Genomic DNA, 13,374 nt, shown 5'->3' on the forward strand with positions numbered 1-13,374 from the left:
GGGCGGACGTGATCTTGGTATTCGTGGACATGAGGTTCTCCGGATTTGAAGTGGGCGCACCCACATTGGGTACGCTCATCAATTCGCTGCCTCCGCGCCGCGAGTTACAGGCGGTGCGAAATTTTTTCGCCGCGCTTGTATTCGAAGCGAGACGCTGATGTTGCTACGTGCGTTTTTCGCGCGCGCGGCGTTCCCCATCACGTTCAGTGATGCATATGATCGTCAATGATCAATGGACGTTGCGCGCCATCGGCGGCACAGTGTTCAGGTTCAAATCGTCAGGACGGGCGCGATGCCGACAATCGAACATCTGTTTGCCGGTGGCATCACCGAACTGGGGCCGGAAGGGCATCTCACGGGCATTTACAAAACGAGGATCGCCGATGCAGACGTGGATCTGTCCGGTATTCGCGGCGACCAGCAAGCCGACCGGCGCGTGCATGGCGGCCCGGAGAAGGCGGTTCACCAATACGCGTTCGAAAACTACTCGGTGCTCGGGCGGCAGTTTCGCGATTGCGAGCCGTTGCTGCTGGCCGGCAGCGTGGGCGAGAACATTTGCGCGCCGGGGCTGACCGAAGCGAGCGTCTGCATCGGGGATGTCTACCAGGCGGGCACGGCGATCCTGCAGGTGTCGCAACCGCGCCGGCCCTGCTGGAAGATCGATCATCGCCTGGGCGCCAGCGGGGTGACGGCCTTCATCGCGCGAACGGGCATCACGGGCTGGTATTACCGCGTGCTGCGCCCCGGCAAGCTCGCGGTGGGCGATGGGATGGACCTGATCGAGCGGCCCGACCCGGCGTTTTCGATCGAGCGCTTCTGGGAAATCCAGATGGCGCACCGGCCGCGCATTGATGCCGTGTCGGCATTGGCGGCCGCCGACGGGTTGGCGCCGGAGTGGGTGCAGCGCTTGACGCATCGCGCGGAGTGGCTTCGCTCGCATGGGGGTTGAGGTATCGCTTGGACGACAGGCCGACGCAACGACAAGCGCAGCGTCGGCCCATTCCTCAGGCAGCCTGATGATCGGCCAACGCCACCGGCTGCATGCGCGCGTAGCGGCGCACGTCCCAGTTCAGTTCCAGCTCGGCCGGCGAAAGCCCCGCCACCAGCTCCGCCATGCGTTCGGCCGCCGGCATGACGCGGTCGATCTTGCCCACGCCCTGGCCCGCATACAAGGACAGCTTCTGCGCCATCTTCGGCTTGTCGATGGCGCGTGCGCCGCCGCCGATCAGGCGCAGCAGGTTCCACTTGTCGCGATTGGGAATCACCCGATGCGGCGTGCCGTATTTCCATCCGAACGAATAGCCGGTGCGGTATTCGGTGTCGTCCACGGTGGCGTCGACGATCTTTTGCCGGTAGAGCGGGTGGGCGTTCGATTCCTCGGTGGCGACGAACGCGGTGCCCACCAGCACGCCCGCCGCGCCCAGGCGGATCATCGTCCGTACATCGTGCCGGTTGACGATCCCGCCGGCGGCCAGCACCGGCCGCCCCTGCGCGATATCGATCAGCGACGCGAGCAGCGGCAGGACGCCGATCGTGCCGCGATTCAGGTGCCCGCCGCTTTCGCTGCCCTGCGCCACGATGATGTCGGCGCCGCTGTTCAGCGCCCGGCGCGCCAGTTCGACCGAGCCGGTCTGCACCATGACCACCAGCCCCGCGTCCTTGGCGCGCGCGATCATGTCCGAATGGGCCTCGGCATAGAACAGCGACAGCATGCGCGGGCGTTCCTGGAGGATCACCCGGAACTGGGCCTCGAACACGTCCGGGCCGCCGAACGACGGCACCAGGTTGACGCCGAATGGCCGATCGGTCAGCTCGCGCGTTTCCTGAATCCATTTGCGCAGCGTCCTGGGCGGCAACCGCAGCCCGCCGATCGTGCCCATGCCGCCCGCGTTGGCCACGGCGGCCACCAGCTTCGGCCCCGAGATCGCGGCCATGCCGCCGAGGAAAACGGGGTAGTCGATCCCGCACAGTTGCGTGACGCGATTCCCGGGAAAATGCGATTTGTACGTGCTCATGGTCTAGAGCTCCACACGTTTGCCAAGCATGCGCTTGAGTGCCTCGTTTCTGAGGATGAAATGGTTCTTCAGGGCGCCGAACATATGCAAGGCGAGCCCCGCGAGAAACGCGATCGAACCGGCGTTGAACAGGAAGGCGACCACCGCGTGCGCGGTGCGGTTGGCGTCGAACAACGCCGGAATGTCGATGCCGCCCGGCAATGGCGTGGCCTCGCCGGCGGTGGCGTTGGCGAGCCACGCGGCGAACGGCAGCAGCACCATCGCCAGGGCCAGCGCTGCCGCCACCGAGCGGCTCACGATTACCTCGATCGGGTTCGGGGTGCCGACCGGCAGCGGATGCCACGACGTGATGCGTTGCCAGAACCGATAGATCGACACCACGAACAGCGCCAGGCCCAGCGCGTTTCGTGTGCGCAGCAGCGCCGCGTGTTGCACCGGGTCCGCGCCGGCTGCAAGCAGGGCGGCGAGCACGATGATCGCGAGCAGCAGCGCGGCGATCAGCCAGTGCAGCACGATCGTGATCGGGGAAAAGCCGAGGCCGTTGTCTCTCAGTTGCATGGTCATCTCCTTCAGGTGTTTCGGTGATCGATGCGCAGCGACCTCAATGGCTGACGGTCTGCGACGATCCGATACCGGTCTGGGCGCGGAAGAACTGCGCATCGAAACCGGCCCGGTCGCGCGCGGCGCGATGGCTGCGATCCGTGACCGAGCCGAGCCAGCAACCCAGTACCGCGATGCTGGTCGAAACGATCGCGGGATAGTCGTAAGGAAAGATCGCCCGGGGGTGGCCCAGTATCGCGACCCACACGGCCGGCGAAAGCACCACTAGCCCGACCGAACTGATCAGCCCGGCGAGGCCGCCGATCAGCGCGCCGCGCGTTGTCAGCCCCTTCCAGTACATCGACAGCGCGAGGATCGGGAAATTGACCGACGCGGCGATGCCGAACGTCAGCGCCACCAGGAACGCGATGTTCTGGCCTTTGAACAGAATCCCGAGCACCACCGCGATCAGGCCGATGAAGGTCGAGGCGCAGCGCGAGACGCGCTTTTCGGCGGCCGGGTCGGCCCGGTTCTTCTTCAGCACCTTGACGTAGAGGTCGTGCGATATCGCCGATGTGCCGGCCATCGTCAGGCCCGACACCACGGCCAGGATCGTCGCGAACGCGATGGCCGACAGAAAGCCGAGGAACAGGTCGCCGCCGAGCGCCTTGGCCAGATACATGACCGGCATGTTGTTGCCGCCGATCAGCTTGCCGCCGAGCCGGCCGCCTTCATAGAACATCGGGTTCTGGCCGACGATCACGATCGACGCCAAGCCGAGCACCACGATCACGAGAAAGAAAAAACCGATGAATCCCGTCGCGACGAACACCGATTTGCGCGCCTCCTTGGCGTCGGGCACCGTGAAGAAGCGCATCAGAATGTGTGGCAGACCGGCCGTGCCGAACACCAGACCCACCGACAGCGACAGCATCGCGATCGGGTCTTTCGCCAGCTTGCTCGGCATGGCGATGCTGGCGGCGTTCGCATGTACGGCCGTGGCCTTGTCGAGCAAGCCGTCGAACGAGAAGCCGAATTGGCCGAGCGCCAGAATGGCGAGCAGCGTGCCGCCGAACAGCATCAACACGGCCTTGATGATCTGCACCCAGGTGGTGGCGACCATGCCGCCGAACGTCACGTACACGGCCATCAGCAAACCCACCAGGATGACCGCGTAGTGATAGGGCAGCCCGAACAGCAGCTCGATCAACTGGCCGGCGCCCACCATCTGCACGACCAAATAAAAACAGACGACCGTCAGCGAGCCGAACGCGAGCAGGGTGCGGATGGGCGTGTGCGCCAGCCGGAACGAGGCGATGTCGGCCAGCGTGACCTGCCCGAGGTTGCGGATTCGCTCGGCGAACAGGAACAGCAGCAGCGGCCATGCGATGAAGAAGCTGACGGCGTAGATCATGCCGTCGTAGCCGTTGAAGAAGATCATGCTGGTCAGCCCCAGCAGCGCGGCGGCGGACATGTAGTCGCCGGCCAGGGCGAGGCCGTTCTGAAAGCCGGTGATCCGCCCGCCCGCCGTGTAGAAATCGGTCATCGAGCGAGTCCTGGCGGCGGCCCAGTACGTGATGCCGAGCGTGGCCGCGACGAAGGCGAGAAACATGACCACCACCACCGGATTGACCGATTGCGCTTTTTCCACAGGCGCGGCCAGTGTGGCGGAGAACGCCGGAAGCGCCGTGGCGAGCAGCCCGGCCGGCAAGCCGAATCTGGCGAGGCGGCTCATGACGACGCCCCCGTATCGAGCTGCTGCGACAGCGTGTCGAATTCTCCGTTGGCGTAGCGCACGTACAGGCCCGTCAGCAACCAGGTTCCGACGATCAGCAGGCCACCGGCGATCCAGCCCACGGTGATCGCGCTGCCGCCATGGATTCGCGTCGCGAGCGCGGCCGGCCGGTAGGCCGCGACGAGCACGAACAGGTAGTAGGGAACCAGCGTCGATGCCGTCAGCCAAGTCACGATCTTTCGTCTCCGGCTGACCAACCTGACGAATGTGGGTGAACGCGATACGGCGGTGCGTGAAGCGACCTTCTCCATGGGGTGTCTCCGTCTGTTGCTCTTGTTGACCGATGTGTTGTTCGTGCCGCCACCTTGGTGCCAGGAACGATTCGGTGTCTTGTTGTTTAGACGATAGGGGGAGCGTCAGGTCACTTCAAATGATGATTGGTGATGCTTGCCATCGCTGCGAGTGAAGTGTGAAGTTGCGCGGCGTCGATCACGCGATGCTGCGCGCGAATCGTGGCTGGCGAGAGTGGCGGGCGATGTGAAAACGCGCTGTCGCCTCTCCGGGAACGGAGGGGCGGACAGCGCGTGAGGGCGATGCGATTCGAACAGGCGGCCCCGCAGCGAGCGGGGTCGGTCAGAAGATCGTGGTCAGGCGATGGTGGGGCGCATCGAGCGGTACGTGCCGCGCCGTTCGCCGTGCGTGAGGATCACCTGCCACAGCTGCCCCTGCCGCGAGCGGAAGAACCCGGCGCAGCAGAGCAGATAGTATTTCCACATCAGATAGAAGCGCCGGTCGTACCGGTCCTGAAGCGTCGGCCACGCGTGCTCGAAGCGTTCCCACCACGCCATCAGCGTGCGGTCGTAATCGTTGCCGAAGTTGTGCCAATCCTCGACGACGAACCACGGCTCGACGGCGTCGGCGATCTCGCGGATCGACGGGAGCTTGCCGTTCGGAAAGATGTAGCGGTCGATCCAGGGGTCGGTGCCGGCGCTGGTCTTGGCGATGCCAATCGAGTGCAGCAGGAAGATGCCGTCCGGAGCAAGCAGTCGATGCACTGTTTCGAAATACGTATCGTAATTCTTCGGCCCGACGTGTTCGAACATCCCGACCGAAACGATCTTGTCGAAATGGCCGATCAACTCCCGATAATCCTGCAGCAGAAATCTCACGGGCAGGCCCTCGCAACGCTGTTGCGCGAGCGCGAGCTGTTCCTTCGAGACTGTCACGCCGGTCACTTCGACGCCATAGCGCTCGGCCGCGAACTTGGCGAGGCCGCCCCAGCCGCAGCCGATATCGAGCAGCTTCTCGCCGGGGCGGAGTTCGAGCTTCTCGCAGATCATCGCCAGCTTGTCGAACTGAGCCTGTTCCAGATCCTTCGCATTCGCCCAGTAACCGCACGAGTAGATCATGCGGCTGTCCAGCATGGCTTCGAACACGTCGTTGCCGGCGTCGTAGTGCTGCTCGCCCACCTGGAACGCACGTTCGGATGCCTGAAGATTGAAGAAGCGGTGGCGCAGGTGTTCGATCGCGAGCCGAAACCTGGCGAAGCCCGTCGCGGCCTCGTCGACGTTCATCGACAAGAGCTTCGTGAACAGCTCATCGAGGCGATCGCAATCCCAGAGCCCATCCATATACGATTCGCCCAGGCCGAGCGACCAGCTCGTCAGCACGCGCCGATACACGTCGCGATCGCGAACCTTGATATCCCAGGGGCGCGTGCCGTCGATCGCAATGTCCGCATGCGCGAGCAGTTGCCTGAGCGCGGCGGGTGCTTCGTCTGTTTCGGTCTGGATGGCGTCACGGAAAGAGGTGTCGGGTTGCATGCGGGAGATCCGGGTTGTCGAATGAAATCTCTATTTAAGAACAATATAAATTTAATATTCTCAAATTGAGATGTTATCGATGTGCCTGCGGCTGCGCAAGCTTTGACCCTGGTGGCAACGATGGATTGGTTCAGGTCGCGGGAAGGCCGATGGCCGGCCCGACGCATTCTCGGTGTTTACGGCAGTACATGCGGCGGGAGCGATGCTCTAAGGTGATATTCAGGATCGCTTCGATCACTGATAGAGATGATGAGGTATCACTCATGGAGCTACGTCACCTGAAGTTCTTTTGCGCGATCGCGGATTGCGGCAGCTTCACGGCTGCGGCCGAACGGGTCTGCACGGTGCAGTCGAACATCACGATGCGCGTCAGGGAACTCGAATCGGAGTTGGGACAGCAACTGTTCATTCGCTACAAGAGCGGCGTGGTGCTGACGTCGGCGGGCGAAACGTTTCTCGGCTATGCGCGCCGCGTCCTGCATCTCGTCGAGGAGAGCCGGGTAGCGCTGTCGAGCGTGTCCGCGCCCACCGGGCGCCTGCGCCTCGGCTCTATGGAAACCACCGCTGCGATCCGTTTGCCCCGGGTGCTGACGCGGTATCGAAACCGCTATCCCGACGTGCAGTTGTCCTTACTGACCGGAACGACGGTAGAACTGATCAAGGCCGTCGAGGCGCATCGAATCGACGGCGCGTTCGTCGGCGGGTTCCATGACAACACGCATCTCGTGCAGGAAGAGGTGTTTCAGGAAGAACTCGTGCTGGTCAGCAACCGTGAATACGGCTCGCTGGCGGCCGTCACGCAATCGATGTCGACGCAAACCGTGCTGGTTTTCCGCACCGGCTGCTTCTATCGCTCGACGCTCGAACACTGGTTCTACCAGGCCGGCCTGGTGCCGCATCAGGTGATGGAACTCGGCACGCTCGACGGCATCCTGTCGTGCGTCGCGGCGGGCATGGGCGTGACGCTGCTGCCGCGCGCCGTGGCCGAACAGCATGCGTCGTCGGGCGAGATCCGGTGCCATGCGATGCCCCCGGAGCTGGCGCTCGTGAAGACCGTGTTCATTCGCAGGAACGACGAATTCGTGATGCCGGCGCTGGCCGAATTCCTGAATCTCGTGCATGCGGCATTCGGCGGCACGGACGACGCGCTGGCGAGCGTCACGGCCGAGCGGCACGAGATCGTGGCCGGAGTATTCGCTGCCGACTTGCCAACGGCCTGAGCGGCCACCGGCCACGCCGTCACGACGTGGGCAACAGGCGTACCAGTTCGTCGTACGCCGTGCTTCGATACGAAGCGCGCGCCACCAGGTAGGTATCGATGTCGCCGATCGGCGTGGTTTGCACCGTGGCCGACGGCGAAACGATCGCCAGCACCGATTGGGGCAGCACGGCGACCGCCGTTCCGGCCGCGACGGCCGCGAAGATCGCGTGATACGACGAATACTCGATGATTCGTGGGCGCAGGCGTTCCGCCTCCGTCGCCTGGGCTTCGAGCCATTGTTCGGCGACCCGGCGATAGGTGCAGCCTGCCGAGAATGCGGCGAGCGGGTAGCGGTCGGCGTGCTCCGCGAAACGGCTGATGTTTAGCCGGCTCGGCGCGACCAACATCAGCGTTTCCCGAAATGCGGGTACCGCCGACAGGCCGGGATGTCCCGACGCGAACTCGCTGTCGGCGCGCTCTGCGGTTTCGGCCACATAGGCACAGTCGAGCCGGCTGGCGCGCACGTCGTCGAGCAGCGCCCGGGTGGTGCCGGTCGACACTTCGAGGCTCACGGCCGGCCACAGGCTTTGATAGGCGCCGAGAATGGCCGGCAGCCGCGACGCCGCCGTGCTCTCCATCGCGCCGATCCGCAAACGCCCGGCCGGCGCACGCGAGTGCATGGCCTGGCGCGCTTCCTCAGCCAGCGTCAGCATGCGCTCCGCGTAGTCGAGAAACCGCTGGCCATCTGACGTCAACGTCATGCGCCGGCCGTCTCGCGAAAACAGCTGAACCTGAAGTTCATCCTCCAGTTGCTTGACGCGCGTCGTGACGTTCGACTGAACACGGTTCAGGAGTTGTGCTGCGCGCGTCACGCTGCGTTCCTTCGCGACGACGCTGAAAAATTCGAGATCGAGTAGGTCCATCGGCAGATCGGGTCGAGAGGCAATCGGGCTGAATTATCTCATTTCGAGAACAATTTAACAAACACAATGATGAATTGCGATGCTGGGCGGCGGATCGTACCAATCACGGAATGAACCGGCGTGGCGCTCCCGGTTGCGCGAATACGTTGCCGATGGAGGCGATTCGTTCGGATTCACCATACAAAAAAGCGCATTGAAAAACAGGACGTTATACCGGATCAGGCAGGTTTTTTTTGTCTCGTGTGACGAATTTATCCGGGTTTATTAGCATCTGCGCTGCTTCGACCGGCGAGCCTGCTTTCGCTTCGTCATGAGGCGATTTAACTATTCAATAAAGATGAATCCATTCCGGATGGAGGAGAACACATGCGGTTTACGAGAAACTTATATCGGAGTGCGAAATATCTAGCGATCGTTGTCGGATCGGCTGCTTCGGCTTTGGCACATGCGCAGGCCAGCGTGACGCTGTACGGCATTGTCGATGGCGGACTTTTCTTTGCGAGCAAGACACGCGATGCGGTCACCGGCCGGAACGACGGCAAGCAGGTGTCGTTTACCGACAGCGGCGTGTCGCCTTCCCAATTCGGTATCAAAGGCATCGAACCACTCGGCGGTGGCCTTGCTGCCGAGTTCCGCCTGGAAAGCGGCATCAATGTCGGAACGGGCGGCTTCAACGATTCGAACGGGAATTTCTTCGGGCGTCAGGCCTATGTGGGCCTGACCGGCCGCTTTGGCGAGATCAAGGCGGGGCTGCAACTGTCACCGTTCATGCTGGCGGTTTATGAACTCGACCCGCGCGGTTTTTCGGAGTTCGGCAGCAGCCTGCCGATATACATCGACAACATCGTGGTGACCGGGTTTTTCACGCCCAATGCCGTGTCTTACACGAGCCCGAATATCGCGGGCTTTCAGGGCAGCGTGCTGCTCTCGCTCGGTGGTGTGGCCGGCGATTTTCAAAACGGCCGGCAATATGCGGCCAGCCTCAAATACGATAACGGCCCACTGCTGGTATCCGCTTCGATGCTCAGTGCCAATGCGAGCACCGGCAGCGCGCTGATGACGCCGGTGCCGTCGCAACTCCCTGTTTCGGTGGCGGGCCGCCAATTGGGCGCCGCGTACCGGTTCGGAACCGTGACCGCGAAGGCCTCGTTCGTCAATTATCGAGCGGGCAATCGATCGAACGATGTGTATGGCGGCGGGCTGGATTTTCGCGCGACGCCGACTCTCGATCTGAACGCCGGTGTCTGGTATCAATTGCAGCATCACGAGTCGAACAATCATTCCTTGCTCGCCGCTGCGGGCGTGGAATATTTCCTGTCGACGAAAACCACGCTGTATTGCCAGATGGCCGTCGTCAACAACCACGGAACGATGGATACCGGGCTTTCCATCAGCAATGTGTTGTTCGGCGCGGAAGGCACGACCGTTGGAGCCGATCTCGGCATTCGACACAATTTCTAGTAGGCCCGGCAGCCACGCACGCGATGGGTCGCAGTCGTACTGTTCAATGGTACAAAAAATATCCAGCCGAATCATCGGCTTGAGGTGCAATCCGAACTGCACCGGCGGATTCCGATGACGCAAAAATTGTTTCGATATTAAGATAATTTTCAGAAAATCGGATCAACCATTCGTTATCGCTTCAATGGAATCAGGAGACATCAGATGTTGCGAAGCACGAGAAATAGCTGGAACCCCGGTGAAGCCGTCGCCAACGTGCTGGAGGAAACCCCGGCGGAAGCGATCGGACCGGAGGAGCGCATCACGCCGTTGCGCAAGCCGGCCGGCTTCACGCCGCCGGTCAAGCGTTATTCCATTCAGGTGCCCGTCGACGAAGACGGATTCCACCTTGCGATGTTCGGCGCGCAGGCCAGCAGCGTTCACGATCTGAACGACCATGCGCTGCACGACTGGGCGAAGGCACATCTGTACGATCATCCGTTCGGCCCGTCGTGCGTGCAGCACGGGCGCTCGCATCAGATCTTCGGCACCCACACGCACGCGATCTGCGCCTACTGGGTGTCGCGAGAGCGCTTCGAGGCGTGGGCGGCGGACCCGGCCGTCGAGGCATGGTGGACATCGCCGGATCGATTGCAGGGCAAGCACGGCACCTGGCGGGAAATCATGTATGTGCCGCGCGATCGTCAGGAGAGCGTCTATTGGCTCGACTATCCCGTGAGCTTGTCGGCCAGCCCTGACGTGAACGTCTATCCCACCCCATACAACAGCTACTTCGGATCGATGCGCGACCGGATCCAGGCCGCCGCTCACGATCTGCTCGAACCGATTCCGGGCAAAGAGGAACTGGCGTTGCAGGAAGGGCGTCGCGGCTTTGGCGAACACTGGTCGGTGCAGGTGCCGCACAACCTGTCGGTGATTCGCGGCGGAGTGTGCTGGGGCTTGATGGATGAAGAGCAAATCGAGAACTACGAAGTGGCGATGCGCGGCCCGGTCACGCGCGGCATGTACTACCTGCAGGGCAATCCACTCGAAAGCGGCTGTGCGTCGATGCTGTGGGAACGCATGACCGATGCTGACGGCAACGAGCTGCCCGATGAACATGCGCACGGCTATTTCATCTCGCTGAAACACCTCGAAGCGTGGTCCGAAGGGCATGTGACACACGCGGCGATTTTCCGTGGCGCTGTTGCTACCTACAAGAAATACGGCACGAACCAGCAGTATCGTTCGTGGCACGAATCGTACGTGTTGCCCGAGGGCGGCCACCGGTTCGAGTACTTCAACTGCCATCCCGATACCGGGCTGCTGTCCTGGTGCGACGCCACGCGTATCAAGTAAGCGCGTTGCGCACCATTCGAGCGATGATCGTGCCGCTCGAATGATGCGCACCAATCGGACTTCAGGCAGATTGCAGAATCTGGCGAATCGCGTTCTCGAACGCCTCGACCGGCTGCGCGCCAGTCAGGATGTACTGGTCGTTGAGAATGATCGACGGCACCGAGTGAACGCCCATCGCCTGGTATTTCCGTTCTTCCTGCCGAACCTCGTCCGCATAGTCGCCACGCTGAAGCACCAAACGCGCTTCGGTGCCGTCGAGGCCGATCGCCACCACCGCCTCGACCAGGACGTTGTGGCTGCTCGGCGATTTGCCTTCCCCGTGATATCGCTGGAGCAGTTCCTTCTTGAGCGCGACTTGCTTGCCCTGCAGGCTGGCCCAGTAAATCAGGCGATGCGCATCGAAGGTGTTGTAGATGCGCTTGCGCGGGCCGAACGTGAAGCCCACCTCGGCGCCTTTCTGGCGCATCGTGATTTGCGCCTGGGCGACCTGTTGCGGCGTGCGGCCATATTTCTTGCCGATGTGTTCGACGATATCTTCACCGTCTTCCCCCATCTGGGGATTCAGTTCGAACGGATGCATGACGAGTTCGGCATCGACGTCGTCACCCAGGCGCTCGAGCGCGAGTTCCAGCGAAGAAAGGCCGACGGCGCACCACGGGCAGGCGACATCCGAGACGAAATCGATCTTGAGCGTTTTTTGCATTGCATTTGCGACGAGGAGAGGAGGGGAGCCATGACGCGATACGAAGCCGAGGCGTTCGATCGCGTTCAGGCCGCTGCTCGTCGAGTGTGCCGGATCTCCACCCGGCCTTGAATCCACCAAAACCGAGGTTCGTCTCCTCGAAAAATGAGGACGACATACGGCGCGTGTTCCGTTCAGTTCGCCAGCGCCGCCACGAGATGCGCCGCCACCGCGCATACGCGCTCGTCGTCGCCGCGCCGGCCGATGATTTGCAGGCCGGCCCGAATCGGGAACGTGTCCACCGCGATCGGCAGCGACAGCGCCGGATGGCCACTCAGGTTGAAGGGGCGAATCAGCGACGACATCGCGATCACCGACGCGCCGCGTCGCGCTGCTGCGATGGTGATGGGGAAATCGGGCAGGGTCGGCATGACGATGACGTCGACCAGGCTCAACGCGTGGTCCACCGCATCGATGAAACTTGCCCGAACCCGGTTGGCTGCCGCGAGCATGTCCGGCGTGGTCGCGGTGGCCGCCTGCAGGCGCGCCTCGACGTCCGCACCGAGTTGCCCTCGGCCCAGCAGATGGCCGAACGCGCGCGCGTTCTCGGCATTGATCACCACCAGGCCGGCGTCGAACGCCTGGCTGAGCCCGTCCAGCGTGACGGACATTGCCGGGTTGCCGCTCGCCTGCACCGCCCGCGTCACCGCCGCGGCGATTTCCGGTCGGGCGGTCACCGTTGCGATGCCGATGTGCGCCGTGGCAGCGCCGAGTCGTGCAGTGGCCGCATCGAAATCGGGGGCGATGGCGTGCATGACCCGCACCAGCGTTTCGACGTCGCGGGCCAGCGGCCCGACGCAATCGAGCGTGGATTCGGTGGGGGCGACGCCGAGGCGCGACACGCGCCCGAACGTCGGCTTGAGACCGATCACCCCGCAGCACGCGGCAGGCCCGCGAACCGAGCCGCCCGTGTCGGTGCCGAGCGCCGCATCGACGAGCTTGAACCCCACGGCGGCAGCCGAGCCGCTCGACGAGCCGCCCGGCACGCGGGCCGGATCCTGCGGGTTGGTCGGCGTACCGGTGAAATCGTTGATGCCCGTCATGCCATAGGCCAGCTCATGCGTATTGGTCTTGCCGATGATCTGCCAGCCGGCGTCGAGCACGCGCTGCACGGCTTCGGCGTGGCGCTGCGCCGGCTCACGGTCCGCCAGCGCACGACTGCCGCAAACAGTCGGGTAGCCCGCAATATCGATCGTGTCCTTGATCGCGATGGTCGGGCTACCGGCGCTCGGGCCGCCCAACGACAGTTTCCGCGTGAAAATCGTCATGGCTTGTCTCGTGGTGATGCGGGCAACGGCGCGCCGTGCCCGGCAAGGTCAAAACGTAAAAAGGGCGTCGCGCGTGAACGCTCGCTGCCGATCGGGCCGGCCACCTTTCTACACGGAAACGCCGCGATCGGAAACGCCGATCCGATTTTTCTCTGGCGTTATTTTCAATCCGATGTTTTCAAACGAGGTTTTTGTCCGGCGGTGTTGAACGACACGCGCGTGCGAACGCTGGATGCATGGCGCATTCGTTCGCCGGAATGGTACAAAAAATAGGTTTTCAAATCATGGCGATGCGCGCCGCTCGCGATTGCGCCGACGCAATCGCGCG

At 63.0% G+C, this 13,374-nt stretch carries 12 protein-coding genes; 4 read left to right on the top strand and 8 right to left on the bottom strand.

Annotated features, from left to right (window positions below; translation table 11 throughout):
* Positions 1–232: 232 nt before the first annotated feature.
* Positions 233–949: an MOSC domain-containing protein gene (locus ACYP33_RS09780; protein WP_459621295.1), complete on the top strand. Its 717-nt coding sequence runs from the start codon at positions 233–235 to the stop codon at positions 947–949.
* 55 nt (positions 950–1,004) lie between these two features.
* Here ACYP33_RS09780 and ACYP33_RS09785 read toward each other — a convergent pair whose 3' ends face one another.
* From ACYP33_RS09785 to cfa, 5 genes are all read right to left on the bottom strand, one after another.
* Positions 1,005–2,015, bottom strand: coding sequence for an NAD(P)H-dependent flavin oxidoreductase (locus ACYP33_RS09785; RefSeq protein ID WP_459621297.1), 1,011 nt, complete (start codon positions 2,013–2,015; stop codon positions 1,005–1,007).
* Between the two features lie 3 nt (positions 2,016–2,018).
* On the bottom strand, positions 2,019–2,573 hold the full coding sequence (locus tag ACYP33_RS09790; protein ID WP_459621299.1) for a cytochrome b: 555 nt from the start codon (positions 2,571–2,573) through the stop codon (positions 2,019–2,021).
* A 43-nt stretch (positions 2,574–2,616) separates the two neighbouring features.
* Positions 2,617–4,290 (bottom strand): cation/acetate symporter ActP, encoded by a 1,674-nt coding sequence (gene actP / locus ACYP33_RS09795; protein WP_459621301.1) that lies wholly within the window; start codon positions 4,288–4,290, stop codon positions 2,617–2,619.
* Positions 4,287–4,601 carry a DUF485 domain-containing protein gene (locus ACYP33_RS09800; protein WP_459621303.1) on the bottom strand — a complete coding sequence of 105 codons (315 nt, stop codon included), beginning with the start codon at positions 4,599–4,601 and terminating at the stop codon, positions 4,287–4,289. The genes actP and ACYP33_RS09800 overlap by 4 nt, the downstream gene beginning before the upstream one ends.
* A gap of 336 nt (positions 4,602–4,937) precedes the next feature.
* On the bottom strand, positions 4,938–6,113 hold the full coding sequence (gene cfa / locus ACYP33_RS09805; RefSeq protein ID WP_459621305.1) for a cyclopropane fatty acyl phospholipid synthase: 1,176 nt from the start codon (positions 6,111–6,113) through the stop codon (positions 4,938–4,940).
* A gap of 263 nt (positions 6,114–6,376) precedes the next feature.
* Here cfa and ACYP33_RS09810 point away from each other — a divergent pair, with 263 nt between their 5' ends.
* A complete protein-coding gene (locus ACYP33_RS09810) occupies positions 6,377–7,333 on the top strand; it encodes a LysR substrate-binding domain-containing protein (protein WP_459621307.1) in 957 nt (318 codons plus the stop codon).
* Between the two features lie 19 nt (positions 7,334–7,352).
* Here the strand turns inward: ACYP33_RS09810 and ACYP33_RS09815 are convergent, their stop codons facing one another.
* Entirely contained in the window at positions 7,353–8,237 is an 885-nt protein-coding gene (locus ACYP33_RS09815) for a LysR substrate-binding domain-containing protein (protein WP_459621309.1), read from the bottom strand.
* Between the two features lie 366 nt (positions 8,238–8,603).
* On the opposite strand from ACYP33_RS09815, the gene ACYP33_RS09820 reads away from it, so the two are divergent.
* Both ACYP33_RS09820 and ACYP33_RS09825 read left to right on the top strand, forming a co-directional pair.
* Positions 8,604–9,698 (top strand): porin, encoded by a 1,095-nt coding sequence (locus tag ACYP33_RS09820; RefSeq protein ID WP_459621311.1) that lies wholly within the window; start codon positions 8,604–8,606, stop codon positions 9,696–9,698.
* A gap of 204 nt (positions 9,699–9,902) precedes the next feature.
* Positions 9,903–11,036, top strand: a complete 1,134-nt coding sequence (locus ACYP33_RS09825; protein ID WP_459621313.1) for a phenylacetaldoxime dehydratase family protein — start codon at positions 9,903–9,905, stop codon at positions 11,034–11,036.
* Positions 11,037–11,097: 61 nt separating this feature from the next.
* Here ACYP33_RS09825 and ACYP33_RS09830 read toward each other — a convergent pair whose 3' ends face one another.
* Both ACYP33_RS09830 and ACYP33_RS09835 read right to left on the bottom strand, forming a co-directional pair.
* Positions 11,098–11,739 (bottom strand): DsbA family oxidoreductase, encoded by a 642-nt coding sequence (locus tag ACYP33_RS09830; protein WP_459621316.1) that lies wholly within the window; start codon positions 11,737–11,739, stop codon positions 11,098–11,100.
* Between the two features lie 173 nt (positions 11,740–11,912).
* The gene (locus ACYP33_RS09835; protein WP_459621314.1) at positions 11,913–13,046 is read right to left on the bottom strand and encodes an amidase; all 1,134 of its coding nucleotides are present in this window, start codon (positions 13,044–13,046) and stop codon (positions 11,913–11,915) included.
* Between the last annotated feature and the right edge of the window lie 328 nt (positions 13,047–13,374).

The organism is Burkholderia sp. 3C (genome assembly GCF_054589155.1).